The organism is Kutzneria sp. NPDC051319 (assembly GCF_040682195.1).
Lineage (GTDB): Bacteria > Actinomycetota > Actinomycetes > Mycobacteriales > Pseudonocardiaceae > Kutzneria.
Map to the genome: position 1 here is coordinate 1 of NZ_JBFBAM010000017.1, position 18,992 is coordinate 18,992.

Consider the following 18,992-nt stretch of genomic DNA (forward strand, 5'->3'; position numbering starts at 1 on the left):
GTCGCCCACCTTCATGGACGACCCCGAGGCTGTGGACTAGCTCTTCTCGCCACCAACTTCACACCTCGGCCCGGGCCCGCTCATCCCCTCCTTGAGCGGCCCCGGGCCGAGGTGCGTGGCGCCCGGCCCCCACGGCGACGAACGCCACGCCCCCGAGTTCAGCCGACGGCAGTGGTGATGACGGCGTTGCCGGAGCCGGTGCGGCCTCGCACGGTCAGCTTCGCCTCCTTGCCGTCGGGCGGTGTGCTCGACACGTCCAGCTCGCTGCGGGCCTGCCCGGCATGGGAGACCAGGTCGACCATGGCGGCGGTGCCGGAGCGCACGGCGATCCGCAGCTCCCCGCTGCCGGTGACGAGCTCGATGGCGCCGCAGGCGGCGTCGGCCACGGTGACGTCACCGGTGCCGGTGCGCACCATGACGTCGGCCTGCACGGCCCCGAGCCACACGTCGCCGGAGCCGGTGAACAGGGCGCTGCGCCCGCCGACGGACGACACCTCGATGTCGCCGGAGCCGGACTTCACCCGGACACCGCCCATCATGGGGCCGAGCCGCACGGCCGCGGAGCCGCTGTGCACGCTGGCGACGCCGTCGGCACGGTCGACGCTGACGTCACCGGTGCCGCTGACGACGTTCAGCCGCCCGGCGGAGCCGGTGGTGACCAGCGACGCGGAGCCGCTCTTGGACTCCACGTGCGAGCCGTTGGGCGCCTCGACCACGATCGCCAGCGGCACGCCGCGCATGGGCAGCGGCTTGGGCGTGCGCACGACCAGCCGGCTGCCGGTCAGGTCGATGCGGGTCTGCCGCACGGCGTCGTCGGGCGATCCCTCGGACGTGGTGCCGAACTGGTCGCTGACCCAGTTGAGCAGCCCGGACAGGCCGGGAATCCACTGGTCGGCGGCGTCCCCGTCGTAGCGCACGGCGACCCGCACGCCCGGCCGCTCGGACAGCCGCACGTCGATCCGGCCCGCCCCCACGGCGATGTCGATCTCGACCGGACCGGCCGCCTCGAACTCTTCCTCGCGCACGTAGCCCGTGTCGCCGGGCGCGTTCTCGCTCTCGGTCACCGTCTCCACCCCTCAGCCCTCCACCCAGCCGCTGACGCGGGAGCCGCCGTGGCCGCCGCGCCGCTGGTCCGGGCCCTGGTCGTGCCATCCCTGCCAGTTGCCACGGCCCCCGCCGTGGCGACCCCAGTTCTGGTTGTCGTCCCACCACTGCCCGCCGCGGTTGCGGCCTCGGCCGCGCCCGCCGCCGCGGTGTTGGTTGTTCAGCGCCCCCTGCACGGCCTGCGCCACGAAGGCGTTGAGCGACTGCCCCTGCGCGGAGGCGGCCTGCTCGGCCTTGGCCTTGAGCTCCTCCATCAGCCGGACCGTGATGCGGCTGATGTCGCCGGTCGGGTCGAAGACGGTCTCCTCGGCGACCGGCTCGTCCGATTCGGACGGCGAGGTGGTCGCGTTGACCACCACCTGCACGTCCCTGCCGTCCAACCGCAGGCTGACGACGTGGTCGTCGAGCGACGCGGTGACCTCGGCGGCGAGGTCGGACAGCGCGTTCATGATGGCCAGCCGGACGGCCGGCTCGAGCGCGGCGGACAGCACGGCTGCGGTGCGTCGGGTGTTGTCGTCCCCGGCTGCGGCGGCGGTCGTGAGGTCCTCGCGCAACGTCGCGATGTACGGCGAGAGATCCATGACGTCACTCTGACATCACTCGTGACGTCAGTCAAGGCCTGTGACGTCATCGGTGACATCGCCATGATGTCACAGGCCGTCACCCGGTGGTGGTCGTCTAGGCTCGGGTGAACCGCCACCGGGGAGTAGGAGACAAGGCTCGTGACCGAGACGGTGCCGCTGAAGGTGCAGCTCATCGCCAGGACGGAGTTCTTCCCGCCGGCGGACGTGCCGTGGACGACCGACGAGGACGGCGGCCAGGCGCTGGCCGAGTTCGCCGGCCGCGCTTGCTACCAGTCCTGGTCCAAGCCGAACCCGGCGACCGCGACCAACGCCGGCTACATCCGGCACATCATCGAGATCGGCCACCTGTCCGTGCTGGAGCACGGCTCGGTCAGCTTCTACCTGAGCGGCCTGTCCCGGTCGCTGACCCACGAGCTGATCCGGCACCGCCACTTCTCGTACTCGCAGCTGTCCCAGCGCTACGTGCCCGAGCGGGACGCGGCGATGGTCGAGCCCGAGGTCATCGCCAGCGACCCGGAGCTGCACGAGAAGTTCCTGGCCGCGGCCGAGGCCAGCGTCAAGGCCTACACCGAGCTGCTCGAGGGCCTGGAGAAGAAGTTCGCCGACGTGCCCAGCGGCACGCTGCGCCGCAAGCAGGCCCGCCAAGCCGCCCGCGCGGTGCTGCCCAACGCCACCGAGACCCGCATCGTCGTCACCGGCAACTACCGGGCCTGGCGGCACTTCGTCGCCATGCGGGCCAGCGAGGCCGCCGACGTCGAGATCCGCGCGCTGGCCATCGAGTGCCTGCGCGAGCTCAAGAAGGCCGCCGGCAACATCTTCGAGGACTTCACCATCTCCACGCTGCCCGACGGCACCGAGGTGGCCTCGAGCCCGTTCGTGACGGAGGGCTGAGCAATGGGCGTGGCCAGCGACGAGCGCCGGCTGATCTGCGAGGCGTTCGAGGACCTCGGCCCGGACGCGCCCACCCTGTGCGAGGGCTGGAACGCCCGCGACCTGGCGGCGCACCTGGCCGTGCGGGAACGCCGGATCGACGCGACGCCCGGCATCATGATCAAGGCCCTGGCCCCGCACACCCAGCGGGTGCAGGACTCCTACGCGGCCAAGCCGTGGCCGCAGCTGGTCGACCTGGTGCGCAGCGGGCCGCCCAAGCTCTCCCCGTTCGGCATTCCGGGCGTGGACGAGCTGGCCAACACCGTCGAGATGTTCGTGCACCTGGAGGACCTGCGGCGGGCCCAGCCCGACTGGGAGCCGCGCCCGCCCGACCCGGTGCGTGACGCCGCGCTGTGGAACCAGCTGTCGCGCACCAGCAAGATCACCTTCCGCACCAGTCCGGTCGGTGTCGTCCTGCGCCGTGCCAACGGCAGCGAGGTGGCCGCCAAGCGCGGCCCGAACACCGTCACCATCACCGGCGAGCCCGGTGAGCTGGTGCTGTTCCTGTCCGGCCGCGACCAGGTCCGCCTGGAGTTCGACGGCGAGCAGTCGGCCATTGCCCGGGTCAAGGGCCTCAACCGAGGCGTGTGACCTCCTGGTCTTGGTCAAGGCGTGGACCGGGTAGCGTCTTGGCCATGACCGGGAGTTCCACCACAGCACCAGGACGGCCCTTCGGCCGGGTGCTCACCGCCATGATCACCCCGTTCGACCGGGAGGGCGCGCTCGACCTGGACAAAGCCCAGGAGCTGGCGAACCGGTTGGTCGACCGCGGGCATGACGGCGTCGTGGTGAACGGCACCACCGGCGAGTCGCCGACCACCACCGAGACGGAGAAGGCGGAGCTGGTCCGTGCGGTGGTGGACGCGATCGGCGACCGCGCGCTGGTGATCTCCGGCGCCGGCAGCTATGACACCGCGCACTCCGTGCGCCAGGTGCAGCTGATCGAGAAGGCCGGCGCGCACGGCGTGCTGACCGTCACCCCGTACTACTCGCGGCCGCCGCAGGCCGGCGTCTACGCCCACTTCCGGGCCGTGGCCGACGCCACCGGGCTGCCGGTGATGCTGTATGACATTCCGCCGCGCACGATCGTCCCGATCGAGGTCGACACGCTGCGCCGGCTGGCCGAACACCCCAGGATCGTGGCTGTGAAGGACGCCAAGGGTGATCTGCTCGCCGGCAGCGAGGTGCTGGCCAGCACCGGACTCGCCTACTACTCCGGTGACGACCCGCTCAACCTGCCGTGGCTCGCGCTGGGCGCGGCCGGCATGGTCAGCGTGATCGGGCACGTGGTCGGCGACCGGCTGCGGGCCATGGCCGACGCCGTCGACGCCGGCGACCTCGCCGCCGCCCGGGCCGTGCACAACGAACTATTGCCGCTGCACCGCGCCATGTCCGCCATCGGCGGCGGCGTGATCTTCGCCAAGACCGCCCTGCGGCTGACCGGCGTCGAGGTGGGCGATCCGCGGCTGCCGCTGCCGGCCGCGACTCCCGAACAGACCGAAACGCTCGCCGACGTGCTGCGCGCCGTCGGCCTGGAGGTGTCCGCGTGACCGACGTGATCATCCCGTCGCGGCCGAGCAACAACCCGCCGCCGCTGGCCGACGGTGGCCTGCGCATCGTCGCGCTCGGCGGCATCGGCGAAGTCGGCCGGAACATGACCGTCTTCGAGCACGCCGGCCGGCTGCTCATCGTGGACTGCGGCGTGCTGTTCCCCGAGGACATGCAGCCCGGCGTCGACCTGATCCTGCCCGACTTCCGGGCCATCGAGGACCGCCTCGACGACATCGAGGCCATCGTGCTCACGCACGGCCACGAGGACCACATCGGGGCCGCGCCGTTCCTGCTGCGCAACCGGCCCGACGTGCCGGTGATCGGCTCCAAGTTCACGCTCGCGCTGCTGGCCGCCAAGTGCCGGGAGCACCGCCTCACCCCGGTGCTGCACGAGGTGGTCGAGGGCGAGCGCACCCAGCACGGGCCGTTCGAGCTGGAGTACTTCGCCGTCAACCACTCCATCCCGGACGCGCTGGCCATCGCCATCCGCACCGCGGCCGGCCTGGTGCTGCACACCGGCGACATCAAGCTGGACCAGCTGCCGCTGGACGGCCGGCTCACCGACCTGGCCGGCTTCCACCGGCTCGGCGACGAGGGCGTCGACCTGTTCCTGGTCGACTCCACCAACGCCGAGGTGCCCGGCTTCGTCACGCCCGAGCGCGAGATCGGGCCCGTGCTGGACCAGGTGATCCGCAAGGCCACCCAGCGCGTCATCGTGGCCTGCTTCGCCAGCCACGTGCACCGCGTGCAGCAGATCCTCGACGTCGCCGTGAAGCACGGTCGCAAGGTCGCCCTGGTCGGCCGGTCCATGGTCCGCAACATGGGCATCGCCGCCGACCTGGGGCTGCTGCACGTGCCCGACGGGCTGTTCGTCGACCTGGACGCGGCGATGCTGATGCCCGAGGGCGAGGTGCTGTTCGTCTCCACCGGGTCGCAGGGCGAGCCGCTGTCGGCGCTGTCCCGGATGGCCCGCGGCGAGCACCGCCAGATCTCCATCCGCTCCGGCGACACCGTCGTGCTGGCCAGCTCCATGATCCCCGGCAACGAGACCGCGGTGTTCGGCGTGGTCAACGGCCTCGTCCGGCTCGGCGCCCACGTCGTGCACCAGGGCAACGCCAAGGTGCACGTGTCCGGCCACGCCGCCGCCGGCGAGCTGCTGTTCCTGTACAACGCGGTGCGGCCCAGCAACGTCATGCCCGTGCACGGCGAGTGGAAGCACCTGCGGGCCAACGCCGAGCTGGCCATCCGCACCGGCGTGGCCGCCGAGCAGGTGATCATCGCCGAGGACGGCGTGGTCGTCGACCTGATCGACGGCAAGGCCGCCATCTCCGGCCGGGTCGAGGTCGGGCACGTGTACGTGGACGGCCTGTCCGTCGGCGACGTCGGCGAGTCCACCCTGTCCGACCGGCTCGTGCTCGGCGAGGGCGGCTTCATCAGCATCACCGTCGCCGTGGAGACCGCCACCGGCCGCGCCGTCGCCCCGCCGACCATCTCCGGCCGCGGCTTCTCCGACGACCCCAAGGCGCTCGACCAGGTCGTGCCGCTGGTGGAGATGGAGCTGTCCCGCACGGAGTCGGAGGGCATCACCGACACCCACCGCATCGCCCAGTCCGTCCGCCGCGTCGTCGGCCGCTGGGTCGCCGAGACCTACCGCCGCCGCCCGATGATCATCCCCACCGTCATCCCGGTCTGACGTTCAGGTTCGGAAGGGACCATTCCTCCACTCGGAGTGTAGGAATGGTCCCTTCACAGCGTGGGGGGCGTGTCGGGTTCGATGCGGTGGCCGGCGGCGATCTGCACGATGGCGGCGCCGGCCAGCAACACGACGGCGCCGACGATCTGCACGACGTTGAGCACCTGGTCGAGGATCAGCCACGCTGCCAACGTGGCGACCAGGGGCTCCACCAGGCCCAGCACGGAGGCGGCGGCCGACGGCAGGTGCTTCAAAGCGAGGATGCCGGCGATGTAGGCGAAAGCCGTGCTGACCACGGCGAGAAGCAGCAGGGCCAGCCACACCGGGCCGAGCGCCGTCGGTGTCGCCATGGCGTGCCACGGCCACGCCCACGGCGGGCTGACCAGGCTGATCACCACCGCGCCGACGACCATGCCGCCGGTGGTCAGGGCCATCGGATCGCCGTCGCGGGCGGCGCGTTCGCCCAGCAGGTAGTAGGCCGCCGTGCCGACGGCCGCGCCCAAGCCGGCCACTGTGCCGACCAGGTCGAAGCTGACGCCGTCGAAGAGCTGCGCGATCATCGCCAGGCCGATCAGGGCCAGCACGGTGCCCCACCACATCGACGCCGGCAGCCGCGTCCGCCGCACGAACCGGATCCACAGCGCCACCAGCACGGGCGCGAGGAACTCCAGCACCATCGCCACACCGACCGGGATCCGCGAGACCGCCACGAAGTACAGCAGCGGGCTGCCGATCACGCCGAGGAGCGCGTAACCCAGGACCAGCCGCCACTCGGTCAGCTTGGGCAGGCCGGCGAACGGGACCACGAAGGCCAGCAGCACGATCGCCGTCAGGACAATGCGCACCGCAGTCACCTGGAGCGGCGTGAAACCGGCGTCGTAGGCGACCTTGGCCGGCAGGCCGGAGAAGCCGAAGGCGACGGCCGAGAGCAGGCTGGCGATGGTGGAACGGAGTCGGGCAGTCGTCACCGGGCCAGTGTTGATCAGCGACTTGCCCCGCCGTGACGTATGTGACGGAAGTGAAAGGGCTACCGTAGGGGGCATGGCCGGCCGGACGACGACTTCGAAGCGGACCCCAGCGCGCGGGAGAAGCACGTCCAAGCCCCGCCCCGCCAGCAAGCCGAGGGGCAAGGCCCCCGCGTCACGCAGGTCCGGCTCCGCGCCGGCGAAGGTCGGCTGGGGCTTCTTCGCCAAGGGCATCGGGGGGCTGGCCCGCACCGTCGGCCGTACCAAGGAGCTCGATCCGGCGCACCGCCGTGACGGCCTGGGGCTGGTGATGATCGGCCTCGGCGTGATCTTCGCCGCCGGCGTCTGGTGGCAGGCCGGCGGGCCCGTCGGCGGCTGGCTCGACCTGGCCGTGCGCAGCGTCATCGGCGGCGCCGCCTACGTGCTGCCGCTCGTGCTGCTGTTCATCGGCATCGTGCTCATGCGCTCAGACCCGCTGCCCGAGGCCCGGCCGCGCATCGTCTTCGGCATGATCCTGCTCGGGGTGGCCGTGCTCGGGCTGCTGCACCTGTTCTTCGGCGCGCCGGAACTCGCTTCGGAGAGTGGCAGCGCCGGCGGCGCGATCGGGTGGCTGGCCGGGCATTTCCTGGCTCAGGGCCTCACCGGCTGGGTCGCCGTGCCGCTGCTCGGGCTCGTCGCCGTGTACGGCGTGCTGCTGCTGACCGGGACGCCCATCCGCGAGGTGCCGAACCGGCTCCGTGCCCTCATCGACCAGTCAGCTGCGTCGTTGCCGGCGCCGCCGGCCACCGAAGCCACGCCCACCGAGGGCGTCACCGACAAGGACAGCTCCGCCGTGCGCCTGCGCCGGCCGTCGCGACGCCGCCAGGCCGCCGACGCCGCCGAGGAGGCGCCGCAGCAGCTGGAGCTGCCGACCGAGGAGCCGGAACCCGCCGCGCCTCCTCGCCCCGCCCCCAAGCCACGCAAGGCTCCAGCCGCTGCTGCGGACAAGCCCGTCGCGCCGAGGGCCGTCGAGGGTGACTACACCTTGCCGTCGCTGGACGTCCTGCAGGACGGCGATCCGCCGAAGTCCCGGAGCCGGGCCAACGACACGATGATCGAGGCCATCACCGGGGTGCTGGAGCAGTTCTCCATCGACGCCCAGGTCACCGGCTTCACCCGCGGCCCGACCGTCACGCGGTACGAGGTGGAGCTCGGTCCCGGTGTGAAGGTCGAGAAGATCACCGCGCTGACCAAGAACATCGCCTACGCCGTCGCCACCGACAACGTCCGCCTGCTGGCCCCGATCCCCGGCAAGTCCGCCGTCGGCATCGAGGTGCCCAACAGCGACCGGGAGATGGTGCGCCTGGGCGACGTCCTGCGCGCGCCCACCACCATTGCCGACGAGCACCCGCTCGTCGTCGGTCTGGGCAAGGACATCGAGGGCCACTTCGTCACCGCCAACCTGGCCAAGATGCCCCACCTCCTGGTGGCCGGCTCCACGGGCTCCGGCAAGTCCAGCTTCGTCAACTCCATGCTGGTGTCGCTGCTGGCCCGGGCCACTCCCGACGAGTGCCGGATGATCCTCATCGACCCCAAGATGGTCGAGCTCACGCCGTACGAGGGCATTCCGCACTTGATCACGCCCATCATCACCCAGCCCAAGAAGGCCGCCGCCGCGCTGGCCTGGCTGGTGGAGGAGATGGAGCAGCGGTATCAGGACATGCAGGTCAACAAGGTCCGCCACATCGACGACTTCAACCGCAAGGTCCGGTCCGGCGAGATCGCCGCGCCCCCCGGCTCCGAGCGTGAATACCGGCCCAGGCCCTACATCCTGGCCATCGTCGACGAGCTCGCCGACCTCATGATGACCGCTCCCCGTGACGTCGAGGACGCCATCGTCCGCATCACCCAGAAGGCCCGTGCCGCCGGCATCCACCTCGTCCTGGCCACCCAGCGCCCCTCCGTCGACGTCGTCACGGGCTTGATCAAGACCAACGTGCCGTCCCGCCTGGCCTTCGCGACCTCGTCGCTGACCGACTCCCGCGTCATCCTCGACCAGCCCGGCGCCGAGAAGCTCATCGGCATGGGCGACGGCCTGTTCCTCCCCATGGGCGCCGCCAAGCCCGTGCGCATCCAGGGCGCCTACGTCGGCGACGACGAGATCAACACCATCGTCGCCTTCACCCGGGACCAGGCCCAGCCCGACTACACCGACGGCGTCACCGCCGCCAAGGCCGGCGAGAAGAAGGAGATCGACGCCGACATCGGCGAGGACCTCGACCTCCTGTTGCAGGCCACCGAGCTCATCGTCACCAGCCAGTTCGGCTCCACGTCCATGCTCCAGCGCAAGCTCCGCGTCGGCTTCGCCAAGGCCGGCCGCCTCATGGACCTCCTGGAGACCCGCGGCGTCGTCGGACCCTCCGAGGGCTCCAAGGCCCGCGAGGTCCTCATCAAGCCCGACGAGCTCGACGGCGTCCTCTACACCATCCGCGGCGGCGGCGCGTCCCCCGAGCCCGAAGAGGACGACGAGGAGTAACCCTCAGCGCTGCAACGGAATCTTGGCCAGCGCTTTCCGAATCGTCGTGGCCGGATCCGGCACGTTCATCCCCAGCTCCCGGAGCCGATCGGCGACCTGGGTGAGGTGCTGGCCCAGCTGCCGGCTGACGGAAACCAGGTGGGCCAACGGAACCGGCTTGTCCGGATCGAGGAATCCGCCGTCGTGTCGGGCATCGCGCAGCAGGGTCAGGTCGCGGAACTCCGGGTAGTACGGCAGATTCTCCGACGGCACGGTGAATCCCAGCTCGGCCAGCCGGTCCGCGGCCCAGAACGGCGACTGGTTCAGCCTGGCGTGGGCCTTGATCAGGTGGTGCAGCCGGACCGGCCGTCGGACATCCAGCCAGGGCGCGGAACCGTTGAGCCGCACGCTGAGCAGCTGGACGTCCTCCGGCGACGTCTTCGCCGGCAGGTCGGGCGGGGTCAGCCCCGCGGCGCGACACCGCTGCATCGCCTGTGCCGTCGGAACACCGAGGTGGTTGATCATCCGGAGCATGGCGCCGGGCGGGATCGGCGCGGACGGTGTCTCCATGTCGGCGCACAGGCTCTCCCACAACGCGGGCAGCCACTCCGGCAGTGCGTCGTCGGTGAGCACTTCCGGGCGGATTTCCCGCTCGATCGATGCCCGCACCAGCTCGGGCAGCGACGCGTAGCTCTTCTTGACGGCCTTGCCGCCCGGAGCGACCGTGAACCCGTACGACGACAGGATGTCGGTGGCCTCGGCGATGGAGATGTGTTCCTGGCTCGCGGCCGCTCGGACCTGGCCCATCCAGACGGTCTCCCCGGGCAGTCGCCACGGTTCGGAGCGGTCGTGATTGCGGCTGAGCAGAGCCAGTTCTGTGCTGTGCGACTGCCAGCGGCCGGCGGGGAACCGGTCGGGCTCCATGCCGTTGATGCCCAGATCGGACAGGCGGCGCGCGGTCGAGCGGGGGGAAAGGCCCGTGATGGACGCGACGGAGAAGATGTGTCCCGGGGCGGCAAGCTGCTCGGCCGATCCCCACGTCAGCGAATATCCCCGGCCCGCGCACAGCAGGTGCACATCAGAGGGCTTCGCCGCGAGCAGCGGGCCCGCCTCCGCGAGCTCGGCGGCGAGTCCCGTCAGCTCGACGGCGTCGTTGCGGGCCAGCAGGCGCCACAGGAAGATGTGGTCCAGCGGATAGGAATCGATCTGCCTGTGCGGGGGCATCGGCCATGATTCCCCGACCAGCGCCTTGTCGGCCGGAAAAATAGGGTGGCCCGGCGATTGCTCCGCGATCATGTCGGCCACTGCCGGGTTGTCGAATCCCAGGCGGCTGAGCCATTCCTCGGTCAGCAGCGTGCCCGCGCCGATCAGGTCCGGTATCGCCGCCCGCTGCAATTCGTGCACGACGGGCGCGACATCGCTCAGGATCGTCGTTCGGTCGACGGACAGGCGAGGGGCATTGTGTCCGGTGAGGTTCACGAAGGCGCCGAGAGTGTCGCCGCGGTGTGGTCCCGTGTGCAGTCCGTCGACGAGCAGTCCACCGCCGGACTCGCACCACACGACCTGGCCGGTCACGTCGGTGACGGTGATTTCCCTGGGGTAGCTGCCCTCGAAGAAGATCCCGGCCGGCCAGCGGGAGTGCTCGGGGCCATGCTGGGCGGTGGTGTCGAATTCGGCGATGGCCAGCAGCCGGCCGAGGGTCTCCACGCAGGATTCCTCGATGCCGGCCCGGAGGTGGAGCCGGATCGTCGTGCCGGGAGTGCCCTGGGTCGGCAGCTCCTTGATCTCGAAGAGGTGGCCGGGGCCGGTGATGGTCACCTCGTACACCGGGCCGGGGTGGCCGGTGTAGCGGGACATCCGACACGTGGTGATGGTGATTTCGTCGGCGAGCATGAAGTAGCTCAGGACCCCGATGCCGAAGCGGCTGTTGGGGTGGAGCTCGATGGGGGGATCGAGGCGGGACCAGTCGACCTGCTCGTCGCGGAACTCGGCGAGGTCGGCGAAGCGGGCGCCGGCGCGGGCGAAGACGCCGGTGAGCTCGGAGAGACCCATACCCACGCCGTTGTCGGTGCAGTCGAGGTAGGGGCGGCCATCTGAAGAGATGCCCTGGGAGAAGGTGATCTGGCCGGACCAGGAGGAGGAACGGTCGGTGGTGCGGCGGAGGTACTCCTCTCGAGCGCGGCGGTAGCGGCAGGCGTCGAGGGCGTTCTGGTAGAGCTCGCGAATGGCGAGGCTGCGGTCCCGGTAGAGCTGCTCGCCCATGAGGAGTTCCTGCACCCGCTGCTCGTCCATACGGAAGCGGGACCAGCCGGAGAAGACGGGCTTGCGGTCGGGGCCGAGGGCGGGACGAACCTCGTCGGAAGAGGCGCGTTCGGGGAGGGAACGCAGGGGCGCGAGGACCTGGTGGGTGTCGGCGGCCTGACGGACGGCGTGCAACAGGGCGTCCAGGCGGACGGTGTGCTCGCGCAGGGCCTCGACGACGGCAGCGTGGTGGCAGACGGCGGACAGCACGGGACAGTCGGCGCGAGACTCCCAGCTGGCGGAGGCGATGGTCTCGTGCAGGTGCGAGAAATCCACGGGGGTGTGCCAGACGATGATGTCGGACAGTGCCGTGATGTCGATGGCCATGCTGTACGCCACGGCCAACAGGAGGCCGAGCAGCGGGGGGCGGACGTGCTCCTCGTCGTCGGTGCCGCCGAACAGGGTCTCCTGGGGGCGCATCTCGACCAGACGTTGCTTGCCGCACAAGACGTTCGGCTCGATGCGCAGGCCCTGCAACAGGCCGCTGACCCGGTCGGCGGTGAGTACGGGCGGCAGGTCGACGCCGGTGAGCAGCCCGGCGATGGACTCGGGCTTGAGCACCTCGGCCTGGAGCCACAGCCAGCGATGGAACAGCCACCAGCGAACCTCGTCGTGGCCCTCCATCCGGGCCGCGAGACGGCTGTGGTCCCGGTAGAACTCAGGGGGCGGCCCGTCGAGGCGCTCGGCGGCGGCGCGGGTCCACAACACCTGATGCAGCAAGGGAATCAGGGTGAGCAGCGTCGCCTCGGCCGCGCCGAACTCGATGCCCAGCTTGAGGGTCAGCCAGCTCACCCGCTTGGTGAACCGTTCGGCCAGGCCGCGGTCGAGCCACGGATCTCCAGGCAGGTCAAGGCAAACGCCGGCGAGGTGCGAGGCCATGGCGACGGCGGAAGTGCGGTCCTGGCCACTGCGCCACGCCTTTGAGTCGTCAACCAACCGGGCCCATGGCTCCAGCGGCGACTCCACCGCCGGCGCGGACAAGTGCACGCCGCCGTTGAGGGTGCCGACCTGGAAGATCACCGAGTGGAAGGGATTGCCGGAGAACGTGTTGTCCGTGCCACCGCTGGCCATTCGAGCAGACTAGCGGCGCCGGTGCGGGGTCGGCGGGAGCTCCACCGGATCGGGCCCCTGCGACCACGGCTGGGTGCGTCATCCCCCCTGGTGACGACGCACCCAGCCGGTCATTCCTCCCCCGCGAGGAATCCTTCGATGTCCGGCTCCTCGGTGCCGGGCTCGGTGAGGCGCTCGGCGAGCGTGGGGACGGGTTCCTGGAGCCAGGCCGGGTCGTCCTCCAGGAGGCCGTGCTTGGCGGCGAACTGCTCGGTGGCGTCGCGGATGGACTCACGCAGGGCGCCGACGACGACGGACTCGGCGGTGCTGGTGAGCTCGATGAGCAGGGAGCGGACCTTGTCGAGCTGGTCGGCCTGGCCGGAGGTCTCGGCGATGGCGGGCCAGAGGTGGCGCTCGAAGACGTCGACGAAGTCGGCGGCCACGCGGTCGGTGGCGTCGCGGAGACGCTCGTACTGGGAGAGGACTTCCTGCGGCCCGATGGTGAGCTGGCAGAGGCGGGCGCCGCTCTCCAGGGCCCAGCGGCGGGTGTGAGGACGACCGTGGCGCCACTTGACGAGACCGAGCTGGGTGGCGCGGCGGAGCAGGGAGGGGCGGAGCTCACGGACGGAGACGAGGGCGCGGATCTCGTTGATGCCGATGGGAATCCAGTCCTCGGGGCCGTCGGGAGCCAGGCCGAGGACATCGGCGACGGACTCGCCGCGGTCGCGGGCCTCCAGCAGCTGGCCGATGGCGGGCAGGGAGAAGCCCCGGTCCTGGAGCCGCTGCACGAGCCGGAGCCGCTGCACGTGGCTGACGTCGTAGCGGGCGGTGCGGCCGACACGGCGTGGCGCATGCAGCAGACCCTTGGTCTGGTACATGCGGATCGTGCTGGTCGGCAGGCCGACCTCGGCGGCGAGCTCCTCCACGGACACGTGATGATCCTCGCGCGCGGCGAGGGGGCCAGTCAATACTCTTCTAGTTGTAATTAGAAGAGTTGCAGCAGCATTCGGCTGTTGCCGAGTGTGTTCGGCTTCACGTACGTGAGGTCGAGGAACTCGGCGACGCCCTCGTCGAACGAGCGCAGCATCTCGTCGTAGACCTCGGGCGACACCGGGGTGCCCTCGATCTCCACGAAGCCGTGCCGGGTGAAGAACTTGGTCTCGAAGGTCAGCACGAAGATGCGGGCCAGCCCCAGCTCACGGGCCAGCGCGACCAGCTGGCCGACGATGGCGTGCCCGATGCCGCGGCCGGCCACCATCGGGTCGACGGCGACGGTTCGGATCTCGGCCAGGTCCTCCCACAGCACGTGCAGCGCCCCGCAGCCGACGACCTTGCCGTCCAGCTCGGCCACCCAGAACTCCTGCACGGACTCGAACAGGGTGACCAGCTGCTTGGTCAGCAGCACCTTGCCCGCGTAGTGATCGACGAGCGCCTTGATCGCGCGCACGTCGGCGATGCGAGCCCGCCGCACGAGAAGACCGGTTTCCACGGCAGACAACCTAGTCCGTGGCCGCCGCACACCACCGCCCCGGTGAACCGGCGTCGCCGTAAGCTGCCAGGCGACGACAGCCGGCGGAGGGGGAGCGATGACGGGCGCGGGGTGGGACCCGTTCGCGGAGGCCGAGCGGGCGGCCGCGATGGGACGCACAACCGTGCTGACCACCGCGGACGGCGCGTGGTGGCTGCTCAACCCGGGCCAGCCGTGGCTGTGGTGGCGCGGCGTCGGCCAGTGGCGGCCGATGATGCCGCCGCCGGACCCGGGATTCCGCGCCACGGCCCGTCCGTCGCAGCTCCCGGGCGGTCAGGGCCCGCAGCAACCCGCACCTCAGCCCATGCCGCAGTCCGTGCCGCAGCCGGGATCGCTGTACCCGGAGCCGCCGGGCCCGCAGCAGCAGCCGGTGTCGCAGCCCTTCCCGGCCCAGCAGCAATTCCCAGCCCAGCAGCAATTCCCCGCGCAGCAGGGGTTTCCGAGCCAGCCGTTCCCGGCGCAGCACCCCTTCCCGCAACCGGCCTCGCAGCCCTTGCCGCAACAGCCGCCGCCGCTGCCGCACCAGGCCGAGCAGATCCAGGCCTACGTCGAGCCGCTGTACGGGGGCGGGCACTTCGTCCGCACCGGTGAGCCGGTCGCCGCCTTCTTCGACAAGGCCAAGCGGGTGATCCTGTGGGCGGACGCCATCCGCCACGCGGAGAACACGGCCGGCCAGGCCAATCCGGTGATCCTGCTGATCGGCCGGCAGCACAGCGGCCAGCGCCGCCTGGTGCGCTCGTTCGCGCCGTTCATGAAGGCCACGGAGGCGATCACCGAGTCGGAGCCGGTGATCAAGACGGCGGCCGGCCTGATCCTGTCGGCCAAGGAACAGGAAAAATCACTCGAAGCGGTGGTGCGTGGGGCCATCACCTCGGCGTACGAGAAGACGCCGGTGCTGATGATCGAGAACGCCGACGCGCTGCTGGCCGACGCCGGCGACAAGGGCAGCGTCGTCGACGTCGTGGTCGAGGTGGCGCACGACCAGGAGGAGTGCGGCGTCCTCGTCCTGTGCGGCACCCCGGCGTTCCTCAAGCAGCTCACGGACGCGGCCCCGGCCGTGGTCCAGCGCTCCCTGATCTACCACCTGCCGGACTTCGAGCAGCGGCCGGCGGCCGAGGCGCTGCTGGACGTGCTCGCGGCGGAACGCCAGGCCGCCGTGAGCCCGCAGGCCCGTGCCGGCCTGGCCGACCTGATCACCGGCGGCCGCACGCACCGCACGATGGGCGGCGCCCGCCGCGTCGAGGCGGTGATCGAGACGGCCTGCCAGAGCGCGATCATGCGCAGCGGCATGGCCCGCGTCGACGTCCAGGACCTGGCCGAGCTACGCCAGGCCGCCGGCGCCAGCGACCGCAAGTCGGCGGCCGAGCTGCTGGCCGAGCTCAATGCCATGGTCGGCCTGGACTCGGTGAAACGCCAGGTCAACAACCTGGTGTCCGAGATGCAGGTGGACGAGCGCCGCCGCGCCGCCGGCCTGCCCATCCCACAGCGCAGCCGCCACCTGGTCTTCACCGGCAATCCCGGCACCGCCAAGACGACCATGGCCCGGGTCATCGCCGAGCTGTACAAGGAACTGGGCGTGCTCACCGGCGGCCAGCTCGTCGAGTGCATGCGGGCCGACCTGGTCGGCGAGTACATCGGCGAGACCTCGGGCAAGACCCGCAAGCTGATCGAGCAGGCCTACGGCGGCGTGCTGTTCATCGACGAGGCCTACAACCTGGTGCAGGGCGGCGACGAGGACTACGGCCCGGAGGCGGTGGCGGAACTCCTGGCCCAGATGGAGAACCACCGCGACGACCTGATCGTCATTGTGGCCGGCTACCCGCGCGAGATGAGCACCTTCCTGGACTCCAACCCGGGCCTGCGCTCGCGGTTCCAGACCCGCATCGAGTTCCCCGACTACAGCAACGAGGAACTGGCCCGGATCTTCCAGCTGATGGCCAAGGCGCAGGGGTACGAGCTGGCCCCCGACCTCGTCGGCGCGCTGCCGGTGCGGATGAGCCGGATCAGCCGTGGCAAGGGTTTCGCCAACGGCCGGTCGTCACGGCAGCTGCTGGAGGCCACCATCAGCCGGCAGTCGGCCCGGCTGGCGGCCGACCCCAACTCGGACGTCGCCTCGCTCAACCGCCTGATCGCCGCCGACATCCCGGCCCCGGGCGACACCGGGGTGCGGATGGGAGACGGTGGGGCGCAACGGGGTCTGCCCGATCTGCTGTCCGAATTGGACGGAATGATCGGCCTGGCGCCGGTGAAGCAGCGCGTCCGCTCGATGGTCGCGGAGATGGACGTCGACAAGCAGCGCCGCGCCCAGGGCCTGCCGGTGTCGCCGCGCAGCCGACATCTGGTCTTCACCGGAAACCCCGGCACCGCAAAGACAACCGTGGCCCGGCTGATCGGCGAGATCTACCGCGAGCTCGGTGTGGTCACGTCCGGGCACGTCATCGAGGCCCAGCGCTCGGACCTGGTGGCCGAGCACACCGGGGCGACGGCGCCGAAGACGCGGGCGGTCTGCGAGGACGCGCTCGGCGGCATCCTGTTCATCGACGAGGCCTACACGCTGACCGGGGAGCAGGGCGACTTCGGCGCGGAGGCGGTGGCGGAACTCCTTACCCAGATGGAGAACCACCGCGCCGACATGATCGTGATCGTCGCCGGCTACCCCAAGCTGATGGACGAGTTCATGGAGACCAACCCCGGTCTGCGCTCCCGGTTCGCCAACCGCGTCGAGTTTCCGGACTACAGCAACGAGGAACTGGCCAGGATCTTCCTGGCGATGGCGCAAGGCCAGGGCTACACCGTCTCGGACGAGCTCGAAAGCGCCCTGCCGGACCGGATTCGCCTGATCCCGCGTGGCCGGGGCTTCGCCAACGGCCGCTCCGCCCGGCAGCTGCTGGAGGCCACGCTCACCCAGCAGTCGGCGCGGCTGGCCGGAATCCGCAACGCCGACGCGGCGACACTGAACGCGCTGACCGCCGCCGACCTGCCCGCCCCGGACGAAGCCGGTGTGGCGCAGGGAAGTGGCGGCCCCCGCAAGACGCTGCCCGAGCTGCTGTCCGAACTGGACACGATGCTCGGCCTGGCGCCGGTGAAGCAGCGGGTCCGCGCGATGGTCGCCGAGATGGACATCGACCGCAAGCGCCGTGCCGCCGGCATGAAAACCGCGGAACGCAGCCGGCATCTCGTCTTCACGGGAAATCCCGGCACGGCCAAGACCACCGTGGCGCGGCTGCTCGCCCAGATCTACCGCGAGCTCGGCGTGGTCAGTTCCGGCCACGTCGTCGAGGCGCAGCGGTCCGACCTCGTCGCCGAGTTCCTCGGCCAGACCGCGCCGAAGACCCGTGCCGTCTGTGAGAGCGCCATCGGCGGCATCCTGTTCATCGACGAGGCGTACACGCTGACGGAAGGCGACTACGCGGCCGAAGCCGTGGCGGAACTCCTCACCCAGATGGAGAACCGCCGTGACGACCTGGTGGTGATCGTCGCCGGTTATCCCCAGGAGATGGACGAGTTCATGGAGGCCAACCCCGGCCTCCGGTCCCGCTTCGCCAACCGCGTCGAGTTCCCCGACTACAGCGACGAGGAACTGGCCGGCATCTTCCGGATCATGGCTCGCGGGCAAGGGTACGAGCTGGCCGAGGACCTGGAAACCGCGCTGCCGCAACGGATCACGCGCATCCCGCGCGGCCGGGGCTTCGCCAACGGGCGCTCCGCCCGGCAGCTGCTGGAGGCCACGATCACCCGGCAGTCCGGCCGGCTGGCCACGATGGGTGACATCACGCCGGAAGCGCTGAACCTGTTGGTGGCCAACGACTTGCCGGCCCCGGAGGACAGCGGCGTGCAGCAGGGCGACGGCGGCGCCCGGCGCAGCCTGGCCGAGCTGATGGCCGAGCTCGACGGCATGATCGGCCTGGCCCCGGTCAAGGACCAGGTCCGAACGCTCGTGGCCGAGACGAGGGTCGACGCCCGCCGCCGGTCCGCCGGCCTGAAGGTCGCGGCCCGCAGCCGGCACCTCGTCTTCACCGGAAACCCCGGCACCGCCAAGACAACCGTGGCCCGCCTGATCGCCCAGCTGTTCCGGGAACTGGGCGTGCTGTCGTCCGGGCATCTCGTGGAGACCAGCCGCCCCGACCTGATCGGCGAGTACATCGGCACCACCGCCCCGAAGACCCGGGCCGTGATCGAGAAGGCCATCGGCGGCGTGCTGTTCATCGACGAGGCCTACACCCTCGTCGGCGACAGCCCGTCCGACTACGGGCCGGAGGCCGTCGCGGAACTCCTGGTGCAGATGGAGAACCGGCGCGACGACCTGCTCGTGATCGCCGCCGGCTACCCGGCCGACATGGACCGTTTCCTCGACGCCAACTCCGGCCTGCGCTCCCGCTTCGGCGCGACGGTCACCTTCCCCGACTACAGCGACGAGGAACTGGCCGGCATCTTCGAGATCATGGCCCGCAGCCAGAACTACCTGCTCTCCGACGACCTGCGCCAGGCCCTGCCCGCGGCCGTCGCCGGCATCGATCGCACGGTCGGCTTCGCCAACGGCCGCTCCGCCCGGCAGCTGCTGGAACGGACCATCGCCCGGCAGGCCGTGCGGCTGGCCGCGCCGGAGGTCGACCTCGACGCGCTGCCCGACGAGGAGTTGCAGACCCTGCACGTCGCCGACCTGCCGGGGGCCTGACCAGGCGCGTTACGACAAAGGCAGGCGTACTTAGGGGCAGTGCACGGCACCATTCGGCCGAACAGTTCACGACGATCGGCAGAAAATGCTCTTTATGTCCGATTGAGCGGGCTCTGT

At 70.8% G+C, this 18,992-nt stretch carries 12 protein-coding genes; 6 read left to right on the forward strand and 6 right to left on the reverse strand.

All coding sequences use genetic code 11. From position 1 onward, the window contains the following. Positions 1-158 precede the first annotated feature (158 nt). Complete coding sequence (locus AB0M73_RS19285) at positions 159-1,064, reverse strand: DUF4097 family beta strand repeat-containing protein (protein ID WP_363892106.1); 906 nt, start codon at positions 1,062-1,064, stop codon at positions 159-161. 12 nt (positions 1,065-1,076) lie between these two features. After that, positions 1,077-1,685 (reverse strand): toxin-antitoxin system HicB family antitoxin, encoded by a 609-nt coding sequence (locus AB0M73_RS19290; RefSeq protein ID WP_363892108.1) that lies wholly within the window; start codon positions 1,683-1,685, stop codon positions 1,077-1,079. 141 nt (positions 1,686-1,826) lie between these two features. Here AB0M73_RS19290 and thyX point away from each other — a divergent pair, with 141 nt between their 5' ends. Genes thyX through AB0M73_RS19310 form a run of 4 tightly spaced genes read left to right on the forward strand, consistent with a single transcriptional unit; the run spans position 1,827 to position 5,862 of the window. Continuing rightward, positions 1,827-2,579 carry an FAD-dependent thymidylate synthase gene (gene thyX / locus AB0M73_RS19295; RefSeq protein ID WP_363892110.1) on the forward strand — a complete coding sequence of 251 codons (753 nt, stop codon included), beginning with the start codon at positions 1,827-1,829 and terminating at the stop codon, positions 2,577-2,579. A 3-nt stretch (positions 2,580-2,582) separates the two neighbouring features. Then, positions 2,583-3,209, forward strand: coding sequence for a TIGR03085 family metal-binding protein (locus tag AB0M73_RS19300; RefSeq protein ID WP_363892112.1), 627 nt, complete (start codon positions 2,583-2,585; stop codon positions 3,207-3,209). Positions 3,210-3,253: 44 nt separating this feature from the next. Beyond that, a complete protein-coding gene (gene dapA, locus AB0M73_RS19305) occupies positions 3,254-4,168 on the forward strand; it encodes a 4-hydroxy-tetrahydrodipicolinate synthase (protein WP_363892114.1) in 915 nt (304 codons plus the stop codon). Beyond that, positions 4,165-5,862: a ribonuclease J gene (locus AB0M73_RS19310; protein WP_363892116.1), complete on the forward strand. Its 1,698-nt coding sequence runs from the start codon at positions 4,165-4,167 to the stop codon at positions 5,860-5,862. The genes dapA and AB0M73_RS19310 overlap by 4 nt, the downstream gene beginning before the upstream one ends. A 53-nt stretch (positions 5,863-5,915) precedes the next feature. Here the strand turns inward: AB0M73_RS19310 and AB0M73_RS19315 are convergent, their stop codons facing one another. Continuing rightward, positions 5,916-6,830 (reverse strand): EamA family transporter, encoded by a 915-nt coding sequence (locus AB0M73_RS19315; RefSeq protein WP_363892118.1) that lies wholly within the window; start codon positions 6,828-6,830, stop codon positions 5,916-5,918. Positions 6,831-6,903: 73 nt separating this feature from the next. Here AB0M73_RS19315 and AB0M73_RS19320 point away from each other — a divergent pair, with 73 nt between their 5' ends. Beyond that, a complete protein-coding gene (locus AB0M73_RS19320) occupies positions 6,904-9,342 on the forward strand; it encodes a DNA translocase FtsK 4TM domain-containing protein (protein WP_363892120.1) in 2,439 nt (812 codons plus the stop codon). 3 nt (positions 9,343-9,345) lie between these two features. Here the strand turns inward: AB0M73_RS19320 and AB0M73_RS19325 are convergent, their stop codons facing one another. From AB0M73_RS19325 to AB0M73_RS19335, 3 genes are all read right to left on the reverse strand, one after another. After that, positions 9,346-12,693 (reverse strand): hypothetical protein, encoded by a 3,348-nt coding sequence (locus AB0M73_RS19325; RefSeq protein WP_363892122.1) that lies wholly within the window; start codon positions 12,691-12,693, stop codon positions 9,346-9,348. A 110-nt stretch (positions 12,694-12,803) separates the two neighbouring features. After that, positions 12,804-13,604: a MerR family transcriptional regulator gene (locus tag AB0M73_RS19330; RefSeq protein ID WP_043723020.1), complete on the reverse strand. Its 801-nt coding sequence runs from the start codon at positions 13,602-13,604 to the stop codon at positions 12,804-12,806. Positions 13,605-13,657: 53 nt separating this feature from the next. After that, positions 13,658-14,161: an amino-acid N-acetyltransferase gene (locus AB0M73_RS19335; protein WP_043723023.1), complete on the reverse strand. Its 504-nt coding sequence runs from the start codon at positions 14,159-14,161 to the stop codon at positions 13,658-13,660. Positions 14,162-14,258: 97 nt separating this feature from the next. Here AB0M73_RS19335 and AB0M73_RS19340 point away from each other — a divergent pair, with 97 nt between their 5' ends. Next, on the forward strand, positions 14,259-18,875 hold the full coding sequence (locus AB0M73_RS19340; RefSeq protein WP_363892125.1) for an AAA family ATPase: 4,617 nt from the start codon (positions 14,259-14,261) through the stop codon (positions 18,873-18,875). Positions 18,876-18,992: the final 117 nt, after the last annotated feature.